Annotated in this window: 14 protein-coding genes; all 14 read right to left on the bottom strand. The window is 36.1% G+C overall.

Annotated features, from left to right (window positions below; all coding sequences use genetic code 11):
- Position 1: 1 nt before the first annotated feature.
- Positions 2–2035 (bottom strand): beta-galactosidase, encoded by a 2034-nt coding sequence (locus ACZ5R4_RS20105; protein ID WP_464367894.1) that lies wholly within the window; start codon positions 2033–2035, stop codon positions 2–4.
- The gene (locus ACZ5R4_RS20100; RefSeq protein WP_347834641.1) at positions 2025–2927 is read right to left on the bottom strand and encodes an ROK family protein; all 903 of its coding nucleotides are present in this window, start codon (positions 2925–2927) and stop codon (positions 2025–2027) included. The genes ACZ5R4_RS20105 and ACZ5R4_RS20100 overlap by 11 nt, the downstream gene beginning before the upstream one ends.
- Positions 2928–3013: 86 nt before the next feature.
- A complete protein-coding gene (locus ACZ5R4_RS20095; RefSeq protein ID WP_109983590.1) occupies positions 3014–4696 on the bottom strand; it encodes an ABC transporter substrate-binding protein in 1683 nt (560 codons plus the stop codon).
- 54 nt (positions 4697–4750) lie between these two features.
- Positions 4751–5632, bottom strand: a complete 882-nt coding sequence (locus tag ACZ5R4_RS20090; RefSeq protein WP_109983591.1) for a carbohydrate ABC transporter permease — start codon at positions 5630–5632, stop codon at positions 4751–4753.
- 28 nt (positions 5633–5660) lie between these two features.
- Positions 5661–6521: an ABC transporter permease gene (locus ACZ5R4_RS20085; RefSeq protein WP_425454566.1), complete on the bottom strand. Its 861-nt coding sequence runs from the start codon at positions 6519–6521 to the stop codon at positions 5661–5663.
- A gap of 453 nt (positions 6522–6974) precedes the next feature.
- Complete coding sequence (locus ACZ5R4_RS20080; RefSeq protein ID WP_464367893.1) at positions 6975–8657, bottom strand: ABC transporter substrate-binding protein; 1683 nt, start codon at positions 8655–8657, stop codon at positions 6975–6977.
- A 529-nt stretch (positions 8658–9186) separates the two neighbouring features.
- The gene (locus tag ACZ5R4_RS20075) at positions 9187–10527 is read right to left on the bottom strand and encodes a DUF4340 domain-containing protein (RefSeq protein ID WP_181397433.1); all 1341 of its coding nucleotides are present in this window, start codon (positions 10525–10527) and stop codon (positions 9187–9189) included.
- Positions 10514–11197 carry a YesL family protein gene (locus ACZ5R4_RS20070; protein ID WP_245902257.1) on the bottom strand — a complete coding sequence of 228 codons (684 nt, stop codon included), beginning with the start codon at positions 11195–11197 and terminating at the stop codon, positions 10514–10516. Before ACZ5R4_RS20070 ends, ACZ5R4_RS20075 begins: the two co-directional genes overlap by 14 nt.
- 15 nt (positions 11198–11212) lie before the next feature.
- Entirely contained in the window at positions 11213–12730 is a 1518-nt protein-coding gene (locus ACZ5R4_RS20065) for a response regulator (protein ID WP_277678353.1), read from the bottom strand.
- Positions 12731–12762: 32 nt separating this feature from the next.
- Positions 12763–14520 carry a sensor histidine kinase gene (locus ACZ5R4_RS20060; protein WP_277678352.1) on the bottom strand — a complete coding sequence of 586 codons (1758 nt, stop codon included), beginning with the start codon at positions 14518–14520 and terminating at the stop codon, positions 12763–12765.
- A 514-nt stretch (positions 14521–15034) separates the two neighbouring features.
- Positions 15035–16510, bottom strand: a complete 1476-nt coding sequence (locus ACZ5R4_RS20055) for a glycoside hydrolase family 1 protein (RefSeq protein WP_464367892.1) — start codon at positions 16508–16510, stop codon at positions 15035–15037.
- A gap of 18 nt (positions 16511–16528) precedes the next feature.
- Positions 16529–18781: a glycosyl hydrolase family 95 catalytic domain-containing protein gene (locus ACZ5R4_RS20050; protein ID WP_464367891.1), complete on the bottom strand. Its 2253-nt coding sequence runs from the start codon at positions 18779–18781 to the stop codon at positions 16529–16531.
- A gap of 3 nt (positions 18782–18784) precedes the next feature.
- Positions 18785–21574 (bottom strand): beta-glucosidase, encoded by a 2790-nt coding sequence (locus tag ACZ5R4_RS20045; protein WP_464367890.1) that lies wholly within the window; start codon positions 21572–21574, stop codon positions 18785–18787.
- Between the two features lie 403 nt (positions 21575–21977).
- Positions 21978–23111: an MFS transporter gene (locus ACZ5R4_RS20040; protein WP_109983601.1), complete on the bottom strand. Its 1134-nt coding sequence runs from the start codon at positions 23109–23111 to the stop codon at positions 21978–21980.
- Positions 23112–23255: the final 144 nt, after the last annotated feature.

Below are 23255 nucleotides of genomic sequence, written 5' to 3'. Positions count from 1 at the left end.
GCTAGTTTTCCTCCTTTAATATCAGCACATCTCTACCTGCTATTTCTGCTTTTCCGTTATATTTCTCACCGGTAATTTGATCCACATACGTACGCTCACCTGTATCGAAGGTATTGTTATCTACAGAATGATTTAGGACAAAAATGATGGTGTGACCATCTTTTTCTCGTGCAATAACCTCTACGCCTTCCTCAGAAGTGAATATACCCTGCACCTTTTTGTTCGTACAAATCGTATCCACAAAATCTTGAACAAATGCCTGATCAGGACTTGAGGCGATGTAATAAGCTTCCCCTTTTCCATAATTATTTTTAGTTAAAATTGGCATACCTTGATAAAAATCGGATCCATATGTTGCTAGCACTTCTGCATTTTCTGCATGAATTAAATCAAATAAAATATTGCATTTATATTTGCCTTGTAGGGAACCGAATGATTGATTAAATACAATCTCGTTGTAATGGGATGGCTCTAATGCATCAATTTCTTCTGCCCAAACGCCTACAAGCTCACGTAGTTCACCAGGATAGCCTCCTAATGTGACAAGATCATTTTCATTGACAATTCCACTGAAGAAGGTCGTCACAAACGTACCTCCATTTTTAACAAACTCCTTCAAACGATCGGCATGGCCTTCCTTCACCATGTACAACACTGGAGCAATAACAATGTCATACTTACTTAAATCCTCTTCGACGGATATCATATCAACTGGAATATTGTTCCGATAGAAGGCATCATAATATTTGTGTACTTCTTTGACATAATCAAGGGCAATCGATGGACCACTCGACAGCTGGATTGCCCAACGATTTTCCCAATCGAACACAATAGCTACTCTAGCATTCACTCTACTACCAATAATTTGATCTCCGAGCTTTACTAGTTCTTGTCCAAGCTGTGCAGATTCACGGAATACTCTCGTGTGCTCATGACCGACGTGTTCAATTACTGCACCATGATATTTTTCCGTCGCACCTCGAGAACGTCTTAATTGGAAAAACATCACCGTGTCCGCACCATGTGCTACCGCTTGATAGCTCCATAATCGCATCACGCCCGGTCGTTTCAAGGCATTATATGGTTGCCAATTTTGCTGACTAGGTGTTTGCTCCATTAACATAAAGGGTTGTCCACTTTTTAAGCCTCTCATTAAATCATGGGTCATTGCAGTCATACTAACTGGTGTATCAATCGATGGATAGTTGTCCCATGACACGACATCCATTTCTTTTCCCCATTTAAAATAATCGAGTTCAGGATATAATCCCATCAGATTTGTTGTCACTGGTATATCAGGTGTATGCCTTTTCAAGGCATCACGTTCCAATTTATAGACATCTAGTAAACTATCTGATTGAAAACGACGATAATCTAGTGAAATACCCTGAAAATTCGTATTTTGACCGCCTTGCCACTCTTCGCTTAGGCCATTAGGTGGAACAATCTCCTCCCAATCATAAAAGGTATGCCCCCAGAAACGTGTATTCCACGCTTCATTGACCGCTTCTAATGTTTGATATTTATCCTTGAGCCAAACACGAAATGCTTTTTGACAATTTTCACAATAGCAATAACCACCATATTCATTTGAAACATGCCAAACTAAGACAGCAGGGTGATTTTTATACCTTTCTGCCAATCTCTCCGCTATTCGTTCTGCATATTTATGATAGGTTGGGCTATTAGGACAGGAATTATGTCGACCGCCAAACTGTCGTTTTTTCCCATCAAAATCTACTCGGCGAACATCTGGATAGCGTTTTGCCATCCATGCGGGGTGTGCTGCTGTACTTGTTGCTAGACAAATAGACACCCCATCTTGATATAAGCGATCAATTGTTTCGTCTAACCATGAAAAGTCATAAGTATTCTCATCTGGTTGATTCAAAGCCCATGAAAAAACATTAATGGTTGCAACATCTATTCCTGCGAGCTTGAACATTCGTTGGTCCTCAGCCCATGTTGCTTCATCCCATTGTTCAGGATTATAATCACCGCCATACCAAATCTTTTGTAATTTATCATTTATCATATTTTTCCTCCTCTAAACATTTATATAAAGCACCAAGGATTCCAGCATCATTATGATGCTTACATGGTACAATTTTTGCTTGAATATCGTGCCAAGATGGGATGTTATTTAATTTCACTAATAGATTTTCATATAAATCGGATCGAACGCTAATAGCCCCACCTATTAAGATTCTTTCGGGATTTAATACGGTTGCTAGATTAAATATTCCATAGCTAATAGAGGCAAACCATTGATCAAGTAGCTCTCTTACCTTTACATCTGTTTCTGCTTCTTGGAAGACTTGCTCTCCATCTACCCAACAATCATCATCCATATGCTTTAATTGTTTAAATTGATGAATAAGGGCACTAGTAGAGGCAATTTCATGCATTGTTTGATAGCCATCTCTCATCCCATCCACAATCATTAATCCAAATTCTCCAGCTTTAAATGAATGTCCATTTACTAATTTTCCATTAACGACTATTCCCCCTCCTATACCTGTCCCGATTGTCATGCAAATAAAATGGTCACAACCAACCGCGTTCCCACTTAATTTCTCTGCAAGTGTCGCACAATTCGCATCATTTTCTATTAGAATGGGTAAATCTACTGTTTCCTCTAATTGTTCTTTTATGTTCGTTCCATGTAAAACCGCAATTGCTCCTGCAAATTCTGCAAACCCTGTCTGTGGATTAATAAAGCCTGGAAAACTTATGCCAACCTTTTCAATAGCATATTTCTTACTCATTTCATTTATTGTATTCGCTAAGTCTGATAGGAATTCCTGCCTCGAACTTAGTCTTGTTCGATAGCTATCTTGAAAAATAAACTCTCCCATATGTGTTAAAACACCATATTTAACGCTTGTTCCTCCAATATCCATGCATAAGTATTGCTTTCTACTCAATCCTGTCACTCCCTTCTCTCAGCTTAGAATAGAATAGATGGAGCCTGATCCAAATGATTGGAATCAGGCTCATGGATTGATTTACATTATTCGTTCGTTTCCCAAAGCTCCATTTTATCTTTTGTCATTTGTGTCATTTCTTCATTTGCTTTTTGGATATTCATTGCTTCTAATTCAGCGATCATATCCTCCCATGCCTTATCAAAGTCCGCTGGATCACCTAATATAGCTTGAGTGATTTTTTGTTCGGTTAAATCATCTGCTTTTTGTTGGATAATTTGAACATCACTGCCTGGTGGTATGGTATAATTGGACACTGTGCCATGATTGGATCTACCAAGCTCTTCTGTAGATGGGAACCACTCAATCCAATTAGTCATTTCATATTCTTTTAATGCTTCTTTCTCAGCACTGTTATAGTTAGCTACAATTTGTTCTTCAGAATTTGGTGTTATTGGTTGACCCTCTGAGTCTACAGCACCATTACCCCATTGTGGGAATGGATAGACATAGTAGCCGACACCTGTTTCTTTTGCATAATCTGGATCATTGTTCATTCTTTCGCGATCATCTTCTTGCATGACACGTTTTCCATCAACTATATCGTAATTCTCGCCTTCAATTCCCCAATTAGTAAGAATTTGTGCTTCTTCTGATGCCATCCAATCTAGAAATTCAAATGCTTCTTCCTGATGTTCACTCGTAGATGAAATAGCTATACCCCAACCACCTGCAAATCCATAATCCTTTAATGCTTGAGATTTATATTCCTCTCCTAATGTTACAGGTAAAGGAGCATAAGTTCTCCATTCTTTACCATCAGCAACTAATGCTTTATCGGCATCTCCAAAGTTCCAATTCTGATCGGCTACACTTAGCACGCGTCCAGATGATAATTTGGAGATATACGTATCATAAGTTTGCGTAAAGGATTCTGGATCTAGTAATCCTTTTGCATTCATTCCATTTAACCATTTGAAATATTCTTTAAATTCTGGTAGTAAAAATTTATAGGATGTTTCACCTGTTTCGTCATTAACCGCCCATTGGCCATCATCTTGTAATCCTGCTGCAAATCCTGCAGGGTTTCCTACGGTAATAAGCCAACGCCAATCACTACCTAAAAGCGATAGCGGGAGTGTTTTCTGTCCATCAATTTCAGGATATTTTTCGTAGTATTCTGTTAACGCTGCTTCAAAATCCTCTAATGTGCGAATCTCAGGGTAACCTAATTCACGTAATACGTCTAATTGAATTTGGAAGGTTCCACTCGTTTCCCAGTAGGCATTTTCCACACCATATGTTCCTACTGTATAAATACTTGGATCCTCAATTGAATTACGAAGACGGTTAATTTGATCGCCATACATTGCTTTTAGATTATCACCTTTTTCTTCGATCAAATCATCCAGCTTAATGACACCTCCAGCTTCGATTAATTTACCGATATCACCTTTGGCAAAAATAAGATCAGGATATTCCCCACTAGCAATCATTAAAGGAATCGCTTCATCATTTCCACCAACTGGATAATCCATTTCTAGTTTGATACCAGTTTTTTCTGTTATTTTTTTGGCAACTGGATCATCAAACGTTTTTTCTTCTCCTCCATCAGCATTGAAGAATGTTAAAGTTAATGGTTCATCTGAGGAACCCTCTCCTTCCTTCTCTGCATTATCTGAAGTTTTGCCATCACTACATGCAGCAAGTACGACTAAGCCTAGTAAAATAAGTACTGCTAGCGAAAATTTTGATAGCCTCTTACTCATATTAACCCCTCCATTTTGAATGTTTATATATATATTAATTATAAAATTAATACCTTAGCTCTTGACTGCCCCCAATGTTAGCCCTGTTACAAAATATTTCTGTAAAAATGGATAGACTAGAAGGATTGGAACAGTTGCAATAATGGTAATCGCCATTTTAATTGACTGTGGATTCGTTTGACCTGCTACAATTTCAGCATTTTGTGAATTAATATCACCACTGGAAATATTGGCATTGTCAATAATCTTCATCAGCTCGAATTGCAAAGTCGTTAATGCTTCATTGCTTCTAGCATAAAGATACGTATCAAACCAACTATTCCATTGTGCTACGGCCAAAAATAATGCTATCGTTGCAATTACTGGCATACAGAGCGGGATAATAATCCGACTAAAGATCACAAAATCATTAGCCCCATCTATTTTTGCTGATTCCTCTAACGCTGCTGGTAAGTTATCCATAAACGAGCGGATTACGATTACATTAAAGGCAGACAGTAGCATCGGTAGAATATAAACAGAAAAATCATTAATTAAACCAAGATTACGAATTAACATATATTCTGGAATCAGACCACCACTAATGAACATTGTTAGCACTAATAGTAAGCCAACAAAGCCATTTAAGACGAAATCCTTTCTACTCAACGTATATGCCAGCATGGTACTTGCAATAATTCCTGTAACCGTACCAATGACTGTTCGTAAAATAGACATGAAGAAGGCTTGTAGTAAACGATCATTACTACCAAAAATCTCTTCATAATTCGCAAAGGTAAATTCCCTAGGCCAAATATGAATACCACCTCTTGCTGTATCTGTCGCATCATTCAAAGAAATCGCCAATATATTTAAGAACGGGTAAAGTGTAATGACAACAACAAATAGCATAAATAGCGTCAATATGATATCAAAAGCTGTCCATTTCTTTTTCATTGTGTATGCTCCTTTCGTTCATTTATCATTAAAATACCCTACCTTCGCCTATTTTTTTGGCAAAGCCATTACAAATCAAAATTAGAATGACACTTATGACTGACTTAAAAATACCGATAGCTGTACCAAACGAATATCGGAACATACCAATACCATAATCTAAAGCATATAAATCTATAACAAGTGCCTTTTCCTGTACAATGTTGTTTCCTAGTAACATTTGTTTCTCAAATCCAATATTGATTAGATTACCAATATTTAAGATTAATAAAACGATGATCACAGAACGAATACTTGGCAAGGTAATATGCCACATTTGGCGGATTCTACTTGCTCCATCCACTTTTGCTGCTTCATATAATTGAGGATCTACACCCGCCATTGCAGCTAAATAAATAATGGCATTCCACCCTGTTTCCTTCCACACATCAGCTGCTGTTACAATCCCCCAAAACATCTCAGGCATTGCCATGAAATTGATAGGATTATCAATGAAGCCCATTCCTGTTAAGAGATTATTAATAATTCCTTCTTGTGAAAGCATTGTTATCACAATGTTAGCTGCAATAACCCATGAAACAAAGTGTGGTAGATAAGAAATCGTTTGTGTCCACTTTTTCACCACCATAAAGCGCAATTCATTTAATAGTAAAGCAAATACAATGGCTGAAGCGGTACCAAAAATAAGCCCTAAAATCCCCATACCTAACGTATTTTCTAATGCCGTATAAAACATGGGCTCATTGAATAAATCTTTAAAGTGATCAAGACCTACCCAATCCTGCTCCAAAAAACCAAATTGTGGTTTATAATCCTGAAAGGCCATTAACCATCCTGCAATTGGGATATATTTAAAAACAATTAACCAAATAACAAATGGTATCGACATGAGAAGAAGTGCCTTTTGCTTACTTGCCCTTTTCCAAAAGCTTTTTTGGTCTGGTCCTGCAGAAGGTTTCTTCTTCTTTCTTAATCCTGTTCCCGTTCCAAGCTGAATTTGTTCTCCTACAGAAGTAGCAGCTTCAGGCTGTGTGTTTGACGCATTATTTGCTTGACTCATATTTTTCTCTCCTTACCTGAAAACCTAATTATCATGATTAAAGAAATCCTTAATCTATGTAAGCGCTTCTTACTTATATAATATTATAACGGAAACCGCTTTCCCCATATACCGTATAAACTAGTGATAAAACCTAGTAAAAAGAAGAGGTGATCGAATTTTATAGGCAATTATTAGATGTTGACTAAAATACTTAAGGAAGAGATTAAGACATAAAATACAAATTCGAATAGAGAGAGCCTGAATCCAGAAAAATCGGAATCAAGCTCTACCTGATACTTTTTATTCGTTCGTACCCCAAAGTTCCATCGTATCTTTTACTTTTTGACTCATTAATTCATTTGCCTTTTCTATGTTCATTGCTTCTAATTCAGTAATCATATCATCCCATGCCTGATCAAAGTTTGCAGGGTCTCCTAAGATAGCTTGTGTAATACGTTGTTCTGTTAAATCATCGGCTTTTTGTTGAATAATTTGAAGCTCACTTCCAGCAGGAATACTATAATTGAATGCCTGACCATGTTTCGAAATTCCTAAATCTTCTGTTTGTGGGAACCAGTCAACCCAGTTTTCCATTTCATACTCTTTTAGAGCTTCTTTTTCTGCACTATTGAAGTTAGCAATTGTCTGTTCTTCAGAGTTAGGAGTGATAGGCTGCCCACTTGAATCTACCGCACCATTACCCCATTGCGGAAATGGATAGACATAGTAACCAACACCTGTTTCTTTAGAATAATCAGCGTCACTGTTCATTCTTTCGCGATCCTCTTCTTGCATAACTCGTTTACCATCAACAATGTCATAGTGTTCGCCTTCAATCCCCCAATTCACAAGAATCTGTGCCTCTTCCGATGCCATCCAATCTAGAAATTCAAATGCCTCTTCTTGATACTCACTAGTTGAAGAGATTGCTATTCCCCAACCACCAGCGAAGCCATAATTTTTCAAAGATTTAGATGTGTATTCTTCACTGATAGTCACTGGTAGTGGTGCATACGTTCTCCACTCTTTCCCATCTGCTACTAAAGCCTTATCAGCATCAGTAAAATTCCAGTCTTGGTCTGCAATGCTTAATACTCGTCCTGAAGATAACTTAGAAATATACGTGTCATATGTGTGTGTAAATGATTCCGGGTCAAGCAACCCTTTTGCATTCATACTATTTAACCATTTAAAATATTCTTTTAATTCTGGACGAAGGAATTTATAAGTTGCCTCTCCTGCTTCCTCATCTACTACCCATTGACCATCTCCTGCAAATCCTGCCGCAAAACCAGCTGGATCCCCGACTGTAATTAACCAACGCCAGTCACTCCCTAGTAAAGCTAGTGGAATGTTTTTTTGCCCATCGATTTCCGGGTACTTTTCATAATATTCCGTTAGTGCCGCTTCAAAGTCTTCTAGTGTCCGGATCTTGGGATAGCCTAACTCACGCAAGACATCTAATTGAATTTGGAAGGTTCCACTTGTAGACCAATAAGCATTTTCTACACCATAAGTACCAACTGTATAGATACTTGGGTCATCTAATGAATTACGTAGTCGATCTAATTGATCGCCATACATCGCTTTTAAGTTTTCACCTTTTTCTTCGATCAAATCATCAAGCTTAATAACACCACCAGCTTCGATCAATTTTCCAATATCGCCTTTGGCAAAAATAAGATCAGGATACTCCCCACTTGCTATCATCAAAGGAATAGCCTCATCGTTTCCTCCAACTGGGTAATCCATTTCTAATTTGATACCAGTTTCTTCTGTTATTTTTTTGGCAACTGGATCGTCAAACGTTTTTTCTTCTCCTCCATCAGCATTGAAGAATGTTAAAGTTATTGGTTCATCTGAGGAACCCTCTTCTTCATTTTCAGCCTCTTTTGAAGTTTCGCCATCACTGCATGCTGCAAGTGCGATCAAAGTAAATAGAATAAGCACTGCATGCAACCATTTTGATAGCTTTTTAGCCATATTAACCCCTCCATTTTTGGATATTTTTATATATTAATTATAAAATTAATACCTTAGGCCATTGACTGCGCTTAAAGTCAGTCCCTTTAAATTAAATTTCTGTAAAAATCGATAAACAAGCAGGGTTAGAACAGTTGCATTGATATAATCATCTCTTAATCGATGATAGATGGCTTTGACCTGCAACAATTATTCCATGATTAGAGAAATCATCGGTATCTGTAAGCGCTTCCCTATAATTATAATGGAAACCGCTTTCTCCATATACCGTATAAATTAGTGATAAAATCCTGTAAAAAGGAGAGGTGATCGAGTTTTATAGGTAATTTTTAGATATGGATAGCAATGCTCTGTTAGAAAAACTCGCATTCACTCGTCCATTAACCGATGTGTTAGCTTTTCTAATACTTTAGACATCAAAATTTTCACTTCGTCGCAATACTTCCTGAAAAAAATTTATACTTTCCTAGCGTAAAAAAAGAGAAGCTGTTGCTAAAATCAACTCCTCTTCTTGAAACCTCAGTTTAAGTTATGGTAGAACATTGGCCAGTGCCTCTAATGCCTGATAAACCTTATCTTTCTCAATAATAAAATCGATCCCTTCATTATTTTTGTTTAGCGCAAAATATTTATCATCCATCGATAAAAATTCCAAGGAGTAAGTTGGGTCTTGTTCCTGATCCGTATCAGCTGTATATTGAATCATTAATTCCCGCTCCATCTCTTGAGGCAAATCTTCCACAACTTCATCAAAAGTTAGTCCTGCTAAGGTTTGATATGCCTCTCTCCAATCTATTAAACGTATTGGCTTATCATTTATTATAAAGGACGACTCTGTTTCTTCTTCGTCCTCTGATCTCTTGTGTTCCCCCAAAACCGTCCAATGGTATTCGTTTGATTGAATTTTTAATTCTTTCACTGCATTTAATGGGAGAATATGAACAAAATGATCAATTAAATCAAAGGAAGGATGACTATATGGCTCTAAAGCTTCCGTTGTCACAGTAAATACTTCGTCCTCCCCTTCCAATTTAGCATAGTATTGCTGATTGGCAGCAGGCTCCCCGATAAGCAATGTTTCTGATTGGTCCTTTGCTTGAAAGGTAATTTTAAAATCTGTTTTTCCGAGCTTTGTTGCATCCTCCACAACTTGAGTTTTAGTTAAGCCTTCGAGTCCACCCAAGATTGCTTCCATTTTCGAAAAGGCTACACTATATACACTTTTATATGGCTGATACATATACCATCCGCTAATATGGGCAAGTGACTCGCGTTCCGTAAAAGGGGAGTCATTACGAAGCTGGATAATTTCCGTTCCATTCTCAATATCAATCTTCTCTAATTCTTTGGCATTGATGCTAATAATTTGATTATCTAACAAGCTATTTACATTTAATGGAATGGTTTCAATATCCGTTCGATCCACTAGATAAATCGTTTCTGTTTCATGATGTTCAATATAATATTTATCCCCATTTACATTCGTCTGACCAACTGATACACGTTGTTTGTCTCCATCCTCATCCGCAAATACGACAGTAACCTCTGGAAATTGCAAACTTACCTCATTTGGTTTAACATTTGCTTCGACTCCTTGTAATCCTTGCATTGTTTCCACAAAATGAGAAACCTTTTCATTATTTTGTTCACGTCCCACCCCCTGTAATCTCCATTGATCACTTTCCTTCTTTAACTCCACTTTTTTGTCTGCTAATACTTTAATACTCGTAATCTCCTTAAAATCTTTCACGATAGCCACATTTTTGTTATCATTCTTCTCGGAATCGGTCTGATTTGAAATGATAAAAAGTAGGGCGACAATGGCAATGATACCTAGTACTAACCAAATGATAAATTTATGCTTTTTCATCCTTACGCTCCTTGTTCTCATTTGACATTTCTAATTCCATTACTTCAAATGGCTTACGCATATTAAACATAATAAAAAAGGTAGCAATACTCATACAAAACCAAATCGTAATACTAGGTGCAAAGTAATAGATAACACCTAATGATACAAAGGTAGATAGATTTAATAATGTTGTTTTAAAAAATTTAAAATTGGCATATATCGCGACAAGCCATAAATTTTTTATTTTCACTTCAAACCTTGTTAATATAGGAAAGGCATATAATAAAATGAGTAATGCGACAATAATTAAAATAAAGATAATCGGTGTTAAAACCTGGATATTAAAGCCTGTATAACGCAAATCTAACAATAGAATAACGAGGATCGTCCATTTTAACAGCCAGTACTTCGTACCAATCATGAAGTTCTTCTTATAATAGCTCCAAAAATCCTTTGTCGGACTGATTTCTTTCTCTCGAACTAACTTGCCCATTGACGCAAAAAGTGCAGCAAAGGCAGGCCCGGCTGGTAATAGCGCCAAATAAAATAATAAAATATTATCCAATGTTAATTCGACAAATAAAAATATCACCAAAAAAAGAATATTTGCAAGCATAAAATAGATATTTGTCATCAAAAAATAATAAATATATTGTAATGCAACATAAAGCGGTCGATCTATCCCCATTTCCATTCCCCCATTCTATTCATGTCTTTCCTGTAATTCTATCGCTCTTTTTTGAAATTCCTTTGGACTAATGCCAATATATTTTTTGAACTTTTTATAAAAATAATCAATATTATGATAACCAACCATTTCTGACACTTCATAGACCTTTAGCTTTCTTTCTTCTAGTAATTGTTGTGCCTTTTGCATCCGTACTTTGTCTAAATATATATGAAAATAATCCCCTGTATAATTTTTAAATTTTTTTCCTAAATAAGACGGATTATATTTAAATAGCTCTGCCATCAATTTCAAATTGAGTTCCTTATCATAATATTGCTCGATATATTGGATGATTTTTTTGACAGGATCATCAATATTTCCAACAAATCCGTTAACCTTTGTCGACAATTGAATAAATCTTTGCTTAAGACAATCTAATAACATGATTAAATTAGGAGATTGGTAGATTTGTTCCATCCATTCGTCCAGCTTTATTTCTTTTACATCAGGATTAGTTTTGCTAAGGCGATTATAGACATTTTTCACCAGCTCGATTAATTCGACGAGAATATTTTCCTTTTTAACCACATGTTGTTGATAGTATTCCTTGATTTCGTCCAACAAATGATCTAGCTTTAAAAAGTTCTCAAATTCAAGTACTTGTGATATTTTATCATCCCAATTCTGGGCTGCTTTTGGTCTATTTTCTCTAGAATGAATGATTCTATCTGTAAAAATAATGGTATCGTCATAACTAAATCGAAAATCTTCCAAATGACGTAAGGACTGATAACCTGTAGATAAATCTAATAGGGAGAATGTTTTTTCTACTAGTTGTATCTTAGTATCCCTTGCAATCGATTTTATTTTCATTCTAGCCTTTTCCAAATAACTCTTTATTGTGGATCGATCATAATTAATGAATAGAATGCAAATACTCTGTTCCATCTGTAAGATTTTTGTCTGATAGTCCTCCATAGACAATAGCTTATTCTGTATGTTTTCCCAATCAATTGGTTTACTTGCAATTATATTTGCTAAATGAAAGGTATCATTTTCATAAGTGAATAAAAGCCTCTGACTTAATGTGTCTAGTTTTCCTACTAATAGATCCTTCCATTCCTGCTTCTCCACCATTTTTTCATAGTGAAGTAGTTGGGAATCCAGCTTACGTTCTTCGATACATTTTTCTTTTATTTTTTGGATTAATGGGATTAATTCATTTTCGTCTACTGGCTTTAACAAATAGGATTCCACTCCTAAACGGATCGATTCCTGTGCAAAGGTAAAGTCAGAGTATCCCGACAATACGACATATTTAGCAGTATTTCCAAATGCCTTTGCACGGGCCACCATATTAATTCCACTAATTCCTGGCATCTTAATATCCACAAAGACGAGATCTGGGTTTTGCTGTCTAATTAATTCCAATCCTTCTCTTCCATTTTTAGCAGTTCCAACTATTCGATAACCATACGACTTCCAATCAATAATTGAGCATAAGCCTTCACGAATTAATGGTTCATCGTCAACAAAGAGTACTTTTAACATAGGTGAATTACCTCCCTTTCAAAGTCGATTGTTTAGTTCTTCTGCTTAGGTAAATTCATCGACATTGTCGTTCCGCTTCCTTCAACACTGTCCATCCTAATGCCATATTTGTCACCATATAGTAAGCTAATTCGTTGATGGACATTGTGTAACCCAATACTATTCCCATTTGATTGATAGTCTTGATCTTTCATTCTATTATTTAATTCATTTAACTTTTCTAAAGATATACCTACCCCGTTGTCATTTACTTCTACAAGTATATCGTCCCCATCTTCTTGGATGCGAATTCGTAACATCCCTGGCTCTTCCTTCATTTCTAAACCATGAATGATCGCATTTTCGACTAATGGTTGAATCAATAATGGTGTTATTTTATAAGAAAGGATATTCTCATCTATCTCCATTTTATAGGATAAGTGTTCCCCAAATCGTAGCTTCTGAATTTCTAAATAGTTTTCAATTAAAGCAACCTCTTCACTCAATGGGATCGATTGATCAGTTCGCTTTAGGGAAGAGCGCATCATTTTGCTGAGCATTTTTATTACTTTTGCTACCTCAGGATCTTTATTCAATATAGCCTTCATTCGTATCATTTCTAATGTATTATAAAGAAAATGTGGATTGATTTGACTTGCGAGCATCTTAAAATCCATCTCTTTTTGTTTACGCTTCCAAGTCTCTTCTTTAATCTTATGAATATAAACTTCATCAATTATTTTTTGCACACTTTCGGATGTGGTTTGTAAATCCTTGTACACGTCTTTTATTTCATCATGACCCTTCATTTCCTGTGTAATATGGAAGTTTCCTTTTGCTACTTGGAACATGGCCCTTCGTAATTGCTGAATTCTTTTATGAAAACTATTCGTAAAAAAGCCAATGAGTATTAGTGAAATAGAAAGTGCACCCAAACTAATGAGAAAGCCTCGTGTAAAAATAGTATTCGGTTCATGAATAATGCCGTCAATTGGAACTTGTGTTGCTATTTGAATCGTATTATCTAGTGATTTCTCTGGTCGAAAACTATGAACATTAATCTTCACTGTTTCCTCATTAATCGTTTTGTCCATTACATAATTACCAATATCTGCATTTCTGTTCTGATAAAAATTAGCGTGTCTACCAAGTAAGGCAATATTTTGATTATACACGATCCTTTTATTATCAAGTGTAATAAAGGTATTATAGGAAACACCTTCTACTACAGATTTTAATATATCGGGGGATATATAAATAACTAATACACCTAAAGGTTGATTCTCATGATCAAAAACCGTTCTTGTGAGCGCTAAGTATTTCTTGCTTGTCCAATGATCCTGCATATATAACCATGTCAGTCTCCCACGCTTCATTAATGCATTTTGATACCAGTGTTGATTTTGGATGACCTTATTCGCATAAATAAAATGAGAATCAGTAATGATATCCTTTTTCATAAAAAATTGGATTTTTTCGATTTCTTCATAATAGGTTAAATAATCATCAAAAACTGGATATTGATTATAGGCATTATACACTTCAAGTGGAGAGTCATACTGACCAGCTAGAAATGTTTTTAAGTCTTGATTGATATAGATTAAATCAGATATATTGATCACACGCTTGATGATTGATTTTAAGCGCATCTCCATTTTATCTGCATTTGCCTCTACTTCATTCATCGTATTGGACAAAACGATTTCCCTTGTTCCAAAATTCAAATAAGCACCAACAAGAAGAATGGGGATTGCAGTCACCAAAATGAAAATTCCTAATAGCTTGTACTTCACCTTAAGTAGTTTTTTCAAAAACAATCCCCCTTCTCTTCTTTCGTTTTTTTGCCACTCTCGATTTGGATTACGTACAAATTAGTTCAGGATTTTGCTAGAAATGGCGTTTATAGCTTGGATAAATGTCATTTTGGGCCGGCAGTTTGCCCATTCTGACGTTTATAGCTTGGATAAACGTCATTTTGACCTCGCATTTGCTCATTCTGGCGTTTATTGCTTGGATAAACGTCATTTTAGGCCGGCAGTTTGCTCATTCTGGCGTTTATAGCTTGGATCCCACATTCTCTAGTTAAGAGTTATCTCAGAACAATTCTGTAAAATCTTTTCACTACATCCCCTCTAATGAAGCAATAAATATCCTATTCATGGTGCAAACGCTTTTAAAAGAGGAACAAAAAAAGCATCTGTAATATCCTTATGCAGAAGAAGTTGTTCCAATAGCTGTGGACTAACAGACGCTAATAGTCTAAGTATCGTATGGAGCATCAATTACTTTGGAGATTGCACCATCTGTGGCTGGCTAACTTAGAAATTAGTCTACCAAGTTACCATTTGTTTCAATCAGTTTTTTATACCAGTAATAGCTTTTTTTCGGAATTCTTTCTAATTCCTTTTCATCTTGTTCATCCCGATCAATGTAGACAAAGCCATATCTTTTTTGATAACCGTTTAACCAGCTTAAAAGATCGGTAAAGGACCATGCGCAATAGCCGAGTAATTCTACTCCATCTGTCAATGCTTTTTGAATTTCTACAATATGTTCCTTTAGGTAATTAATTCGGTAGTCATCCTCAATGGTACGCTGCTCTGTTAGATGATCATAAGCACCTAAGCCATTTTCCGTCACCATCATTGGTAAATCATAGCGATTTTGTAGTCTTCTTAAAGCAATTCGAATACCAATCGGATCGATTTCCCATCCCCATTTCGTTTTTTCTAAATGAGGATTCGACACATTGGCAAACATCCTTTTTTCAGGACTTTGTGCTTGCTCTTCTTTTGGCTGCATGAGATAAGGATCGGTAGCTTGAAAATCTTTTTCCAAATCTGCCTCACTTTCTTGAAGAGGGAATTCAATCTCATTTGCCCTAACCGTACCTCCATGATAATAATTCACACCAAGAAAATCTGGTTTAGCAGATTGCAGCAGCTCCAAGTCACCATCTTTAATGGCTGGCGCTACTCCTAATCTCTCTAATTGTTTATATGTGACCTTAGGATATTTACCATTTACATATACGTCTAACCACCAATGATTTTGAAATTCTTCTCCATTCAGTGCTGCTAACACATTATTCGGTTCACAATCAAGGCTGTACATGGGTCCATAGCCAAAGCTTGGTCCAATCATACCATTTGGAACTAATTCATGAAAACTGTTAATGGCCTTTGCATTTGCTAGATTAATAATATGATTTGCTTCAAACATTCGCTTCACATCAGCGATATTTGGTGGATGTGCTTCCCAGCGGTAACCAAGTGCTGTAAATACGTTTTGTTCATTAAAGCTTACCCAATATTTTACCTTATCTTTAAATCTTTCAAATAAAATTCTAGCATAATGATCAAAATCGTCTATCACTTCTCTCGATTCCCAGCCTTGGTATTCGTCCTGTAAGGCTTGTGGAATATCCCAATGATATAATGTCAAAACAGGCTCAATGTCATATCTCTTAAGTTCATCAATGAGATTTTCATAGAATAGTAACCCTTTTTCATTTACCTCCCCTTTACCACTTGGAAGAATTCGACTCCATGCAACAGAAAAACGGTAGGCCTTCAATCCCATTTCTGCCATTAAACGAACATCTTCTTTGTAACGATGATAATGATCTACTGCTATATCTCCATTTGTTCCTTGGAAGGTTTTCCCTGGTATCTTCGTAAAATGATCCCAGATGGAAGGACCTTTTCCATCTACATCCCATCCTCCTTCGATTTGATATGCTGCTGATGCCGCTCCCCATAAAAACCCTTCAGGAAATTTGTCTAATTTATCATGATACATCTGACTGATCGGCTCCTTTTATAATTGTATTACCAAGCTTTTTGGTTGATTGGGATATAAAGTGAACCTCTTTTCCGACACATCTGCTTCTGAATAAAGAGGCAAATAGATTTCCAATGTTTGTTCAATCTCACTTAAAAGCTCCATAGCTATATTTTTCTTAGTAAGATCCCACTTTAAAAAAGTAACCTGCATTTGTTCCGGAAGTCGAATGCCACGAATCTCTCCCTGTTTCAATGAATTAGGTAAAGCACCTAATAGTGTTAAGCGATGATGGCTATAGTCAACGAGCATTTCATGAACCACTTGAGGTAACGCCCCATTGCCATCTACATTAAACACCTCTTGATCATTATAGTGTGACATCATTAAAGAGGTATAGAAGCAATTATTTTTTACGAGCAAATGGAAGACCTCTTCCACAAGATCTGGCATATGAAATTGCGTCGCACAAAGAGCAGAATGCATACGACCATGTGTCGAGGACGTATCTGCTTCTTTATTTAAAAGCCATGCTTCTAACCTCTTATCAAAAGCTATTTTGGCTGCACTCCACATCTTCGGATCTGTAATTTCATTAAATTCTCTGCTTTGAAAGACAGGGTAAAGATGAGAAAAATGCCGATGGTTGTAGTTCTCTTCTTTTCCTGGAGTTAACCATTCCTTTAAAGCACCATCTTCATTGATTTGATAGGCAGGTAATTTTTGTAGCATTTGTTGCCACTTAGTGCGCTCTGGTGAGTCCATTGATAAAATATCATGTGCTATCATTAAATTTGTTAACACTTCCTTGGCTACAGCTATATCCTGTGTTGCATTATCCGCGCATCCATTTTCAGCAGAATAGGAAGGGGTAAATCGATAGGTGCCATCCTCGTTCTCGATTAAGAAATCCTCATAGAATAATACAATTTCCTTTAAAAACGGTATCGCTTCTTCTTTTAGAAAGATTTTGTCCCCAGTAAACCGATAATATTGGAAGTACCAATGGGCGAGCCAGCCTGCTCCACAGGTCCAAAAATGTAATGGCCAATCCTCATTCCAATGAAGGTGCTTACCACTGTTACTAGCGTGAATGGCAGCCATCACCCCTCTTGCTCCATAATATTTTTTTGCATTTTCTCTAAACTCTGGGATGAGTTCTTTTATTAAGCGAAAGTAACCTTGCATACCTTCAAGTTGATGACTAGATAAAGCTGCTGCAATGGATAACTCTACATTGGTATCAAAAGTGAAATCCCCACTCCAGGCAGGCTCAAAGGTTCCTGTCCAGATTCCTTGTAGGTTAGGAGTTAATTCACCGGCACTACATATATACATATACCTTCCTGCATCATACATTTTTTCTAACAACACTGGTGAAATTGATTTGTTTCTTTTAGCTTCTAATACGATATCATCAATTGATCTCAACCTTTCGTGATCAGTTGCTAGACTTAGCTCCACCCGCTCAAATCTATCTCGATGAATGTCACAATGTTTCTGAAAAAGCTTAGTATAAGTTATACCATTCTCTATCATTTTGGAAAAAACTGATCTCTTGCTCTCTATATCATATGGTATAATTTTCATGACGAGTATTGTAGGTGAAGTGGCACAAATATTGATTGCTTCATGACTAGTGATTAGCTTATCCGCACCAATTACTTGGATCCAAACATCATATCCAGCATCACTATACTCATAATCAAATTGTGCATGAATGACATTTTCTTCTATGACTGTTCGCTGTTTCATTTTTTTATCCACATATTGCTTTAAAGAAATATGATAATTTCCTGGACTTAATTCATGAATAATATCATTATTCGTTTGGGATACGAACGTTTTCCGACGATAGCTCTGATGATTAACTTGATAGGAAACTTGCAATTCACCAGTTTCATAATCGATACTTCGCCTATATCCGGAATAATTGTGATGATCTGTCTCGATAAATAAATGAAAACCAGGATGGTAAGGATCACTCATCGTCAATCCTTCATAGCCTAATTCTGTAGACTTTCGATAATAATAGGCAATGGCCTCTTCATACCCTTTTGTTCGGATTATTTCACGTACTTTATCTAGATATGGTGCCATTTCTGGCAGCTGATCACTATTTCCTTGAGGTAAGTATAGTCTGCAATGATTGCCAACAATCGTATCCTTTATTGGATCTCCAAAAACCATGACACCATGGCTTCCGTTACCACTTACTAGCGCATCCTCCCATTTCTGGGCTGGGGTTTCCGTCCAAATACCTTTTCGTGGTAGAATATGCTTCATCATTTCTCAGCCTCTCTTCCATTGAATAGATTGTAATTTTAATTTTTCTATCCATAGATAAATGTCCTTCTTATCTTGCCATGGTTTCAATACACAATTGACATCGTTCCATGTCTTCGTATCGATTTCTTTCGAACATAGAGGCTCTAGCATTTTCTCGTTATCATATATTTTTAATACACCACTACCTTTTGCGCGGATTGTTATCTGATTGTTATCGCTCGCTTCCACATTTCTGAACATGATCCACCCCTCGTTATCCGTTGTTACACAAGGTTTCTCCTCTTCGCCTTTTGTTAAATAAACGTTGTCGTATGCATCATAATTCTCGGTAGGAGTGAGGCCATCAAGCGATCTTCCCGTTATTTCCTCGCCTTTCATAGGGTATAGATCAGATCTAATAAAAAGCTCTTCACTGGATGAACCTACTAAAAATTGAACAAAGCCTTTTTCAAGTATGTATTGTTCTTTCCTAACATCAAAGACATGTAATTGATCCGAATGTATCGATATCGTCATACTTTTTTCTTCTTTGGGTAAAAGAACTACTTTTTCAAATCCAACGAGTAATTTATTTGGTCTTTCGTAATAGGTTTCCGTAAAACGGACATATATTTGCACAACCTCTTTAACTGGTATATTACTTTCATTCCTAATTGTAAAGGATAGTTTTATAGGTTGATCATTTGATATGATGGCTGGTTCAGTCTGGAGATTATGATAAGAAACTTCAGCATAGTGTAAGCCATGGCCAAACGGAAATAATACATTGTCTTCCGCATACTGATACGTACTTTTCCCTTTTCGAATATCATAATTCAAAATGGATGGAAGCAGATCATTATTCTTGTACCAGGTCATGCTCAGCTTTCCTGATGGATTATTTTCACCGAAAAGTGTAGCTGCTAAGCTGTTTCCTAATTCCTGAGAGCCATGCGAACTATAGATAATGGCAGGTATATGCTCTTTTTCCCAATTTAAAGCATAAGGATAACTACTAATCACGACAAGAATCATGTTAGGGTTTGCTTGATAAACTGCACGAATCAATTCCTGTTGATAATCTGCTAAATTAATATTTTTCCGATCTTCTGTTTCTTTGCCATTTATCATTGGATGATTTCCTACACAGACAACTGCAACCTCACTATTTTTTGCCATCTCTACAGCCTGATCAATACCATTCTCAATAACGATACGCTCAAATTGCGAGGGATCTTGCTCAGAAGTATTGACACGACCTTTTTTATCAATGGATATATTTTCTCCATTCCAGCTTTCTAATTGGTAGTATGCATTCGTCTTAGGATTAACTTTTACTTTTTCTCGGTTAAACCAATCAAAAACCTCTTCTTTTGTAGCTATAAAGGAATCAGCAGACTCGTGCAGTGTTAAATATTTACCTGTTACTGGACTCTTAAATAAATGCCAATTTTCACCCCAATCTTCATCTACTATCATCGCTTTTTTCGGTTCATTTTTTCCTAATGCCATCCATTCTTTCTTTTCATTAATTGTTAACGTTTTTCCACCTTTTGTTCGCCATATAACCCGGTCAAACCCATCACAAAAAGAAATTTTGGTATCTGGCAAGTAGTTTTGAATTCCTGCTAGTGGTGTAATGGTATAAGGAGGATAGCCAGTATACCAATCTCGATAAATATGATTTGCGGTTGGACCAATGATAGCTATATCTTTAATCTCTTTTGATAGTGGTAGTAATGATTGGTTATTTGTCAAAAGAACAATGGATTCATCTGTTGCCTCTCTAACCAGCTTCTGATGTTCCACACTACACATTTTGTCTAGATCAACACTGCTGTAAGGGTTTTTGCGATTGTTTTCATCAAAGTGGCCTAAACGAAAACGAACTTTTAACATACGATTTACCGCTCTGTCGATATCTTCAGGTTGAATAAGCTGCTTGTCTAGTGCTCTTTTCGCAGCATCCTCGACCACTTTTTTGCGATCAACAAAACAATCGATTCCTTTTTTTAGCGCATCGGCAAGAGCTTCCTCATAGGTAGGATAATATTTATATTCTTCGACATTTAATGTTAGTGCTCCACCATCACTAACGATAAATCCATCCATGCCCCATTCTTTTCGAACGATTTCCTCGATTTCATTTATTTGCATGCATGGGATACCATTGACACCATTATAAGCTGTCATCATTGATAATGCCTTACCTTCTTTAAAGGCAGGTTCAAATGCTTTTAAGTAATATTCTCTTCGGTTTCTTAGATCAATGCTATTAGAGGTGGATTCTCTTCCGACCTCATTATTATTGCCATAAAAATGCTTAGGAGCTGCAACAAGCTTGACATAGAACGGATCTTCACCTTGCATCCCTTTAATCAATTCTTTTGAAAGCTCTCCGGTTAAATAAGGATCCTCACCATAAGCTTCCTCTGTTCTTCCCCATCTAGGGTCTCTTTCCATGTCTATCGTTGGTGCCCACAAGGTTAATCCTGTCTTCTCATTCTTTAATTGATAAAAAATTCTTGCCTCATCCCCGATCATACTTCCGACCTGATACAGAAGTTGTTTATTCCAGGTTTGGGACAATCCGATTGGCTGCGGAAAAACACTAGTTTTACTACCTTCCCTATCTACTACTCCGTGCGCTGCTTCCCCTCCAACCGCATATTCTTTTATGCCTAACCTTGGTACAGCACTTTGCGAGGTGCTTAAAAGGGTAATTTTTTCATCTAAAGTCAACGCTTCCATTAAAGTTTTTAATCTTTGTTCAAGTGAATATTTAGTCGATTGAATAATAGCTAAACGATTCATTTAAAACCCTCCTTGAAGAAACCGGTTTCTTTTTTTCAAAAAAAATAGTGCATTTTTAAAAAAAGTTCCTACGATGTCTGATGGCATGTTTCATTTATTAAGCAATATGGTTAAAAGGGATTACCTCATACTTAAAATGCTCCTATAAATTTATTTTATATATCATTATATTAGAAAACCTTAGTATGAAAAACCAATAAAATTAGACATAAAAACATTAAATTATAGTGATTCTTTATGAATTTCCAATTAAATACAGTTCCTTATTATATTACTTTCTTTTATGTTTTCGTCAAAAGAATATATTCTCTATTATTTATCATCAATAAACCTTACCTCTTTAATCAAGTGATTCATATTGATAAACTCTTAGCTAGAGGAGACGTACATTGAATGACGCTTGTCAGTCTTCCTGCTTCGTCTTCCGTTTTATCCATAATAGGAAAATAGAGGTAAAGGAAACTGCTGTCGCTAACTGATACATCTGATTTATTTCGATAAAACGTAATAACCACCCAGCTATTAAATTCCCTATTATTCCGGCTAAACCGAGTGCCACTGCCCAATAAATTGTTTGACCAGTTGCTCGGTATTTAATAGGTGTCAGCTCATCAACATAAGCGACAGCAACAAAATAATGAATGCTATATGATAGACTTAGTAAGATTTGTGACCATACTAATGTATCTAGATTGTCGCTTATACCTAGTACAAGCCAACGTAGGCCATAAAAAAAAGCTACTGATGTTAACAATATAGGAAAAGTAAAAACACTCATTAGTTTTTTTGACATAGAGAAAAATGGGACTTCTAAAATGGATTTAATTAAGAGAGCGATACCAACTAAACTAATCGATGCACCTAAATCCTGTAAGTATACGGCATAAAAGGAGTTATTTGCATGAACTGGCAAGTGTAAAAAAAAGCTGAAGATTAGAAATAGAGAAAATGCTGGATTATAAAATAAACGAATAACCTTCTTTAAATGAAACTGCTTTTTTTTAGCTGTCTGAACCGGTAATTGAAGTGCAAGGATTAGAGCAAAAACAATTAAACTACTATGTAAAACAAACATAATATCTAAACCAAAAATGTCTAGCAATCTTCCAATCGCCACCACCCCTACTGCGTACCCTATGGATCCCCACAGACGAATCTTTCCAAAATCTTTTCTACTTCCAATTATTGATATTGCTGTCACATCTGCAATCGGCGGAATAGCACTATGAAAAAAGAAATAAATAATATTTAAAATGAGTAAATGTTCAAAATTTATAGTAATAGGAAACCACAAGGCAGTTGTTGCTGCACCTAAAATCATAATCAATAATGTTATTTTAGGGGAATTAAGATAATCGGTTAACATGCCCCATAACGGTTGTGCAACGACCATTACCATCGGGCCAACCGCAAATAATACACTAATTTCCACAGAGTTTAATCCGAAATCGACGTAGAATAAATTTAAAAATTGAAATGCACCAGTACCAAGAGAAAAACAAAAGTAAAATAACTTTAAAAATCGATACTTGTTCATCGTTAAATTATCCTTCCTTATAAGAAAATTGCTAACCTTAGGTGAGTCACTTTTTCTACTTTATGAGAAATGTCCATATATTGTAGAATACTGAAGCTATCCAATGATAAGCACTTATTAACAAAAAAATTAAATAAGACCTTG

The sequence above is a fragment of the Gracilibacillus sp. JCM 18860 genome, from assembly GCF_055395245.1.
This window is presented reverse-complemented; position numbering and strand designations above follow the sequence as displayed.

Bases quoted from the DNA above. Each gene is read 5' to 3' on its own strand.
- ACZ5R4_RS20105 (WP_464367894.1), bottom strand. From the start codon at position 2,035: ATGATAAATGATAAATTACAAAAGATTTGGTATGGCGGTGATTATAAT.
- ACZ5R4_RS20095 (WP_109983590.1), bottom strand. From the start codon at position 4,696: ATGAGTAAGAGGCTATCAAAATTTTCGCTAGCAGTACTTATTTTACTA.
- ACZ5R4_RS20090 (WP_109983591.1), bottom strand. From the start codon at position 5,632: ATGAAAAAGAAATGGACAGCTTTTGATATCATATTGACGCTATTTATG.
- ACZ5R4_RS20085 (WP_425454566.1), bottom strand. From the start codon at position 6,521: ATGTCGATACCATTTGTTATTTGGTTAATTGTTTTTAAATATATCCCA.
- ACZ5R4_RS20080 (WP_464367893.1), bottom strand. From the start codon at position 8,657: ATGGCTAAAAAGCTATCAAAATGGTTGCATGCAGTGCTTATTCTATTT.
- ACZ5R4_RS20075 (WP_181397433.1), bottom strand. From the start codon at position 10,527: ATGAAAAAGCATAAATTTATCATTTGGTTAGTACTAGGTATCATTGCC.
- ACZ5R4_RS20070 (WP_245902257.1), bottom strand. From the start codon at position 11,197: ATGGGGATAGATCGACCGCTTTATGTTGCATTACAATATATTTATTAT.
- ACZ5R4_RS20065 (WP_277678353.1), bottom strand. From the start codon at position 12,730: ATGTTAAAAGTACTCTTTGTTGACGATGAACCATTAATTCGTGAAGGC.
- ACZ5R4_RS20055 (WP_464367892.1), bottom strand. From the start codon at position 16,510: ATGTATCATGATAAATTAGACAAATTTCCTGAAGGGTTTTTATGGGGA.
- ACZ5R4_RS20050 (WP_464367891.1), bottom strand. From the start codon at position 18,781: ATGATGAAGCATATTCTACCACGAAAAGGTATTTGGACGGAAACCCCA.
- ACZ5R4_RS20045 (WP_464367890.1), bottom strand. From the start codon at position 21,574: ATGAATCGTTTAGCTATTATTCAATCGACTAAATATTCACTTGAACAA.
- ACZ5R4_RS20040 (WP_109983601.1), bottom strand. From the start codon at position 23,111: ATGAACAAGTATCGATTTTTAAAGTTATTTTACTTTTGTTTTTCTCTT.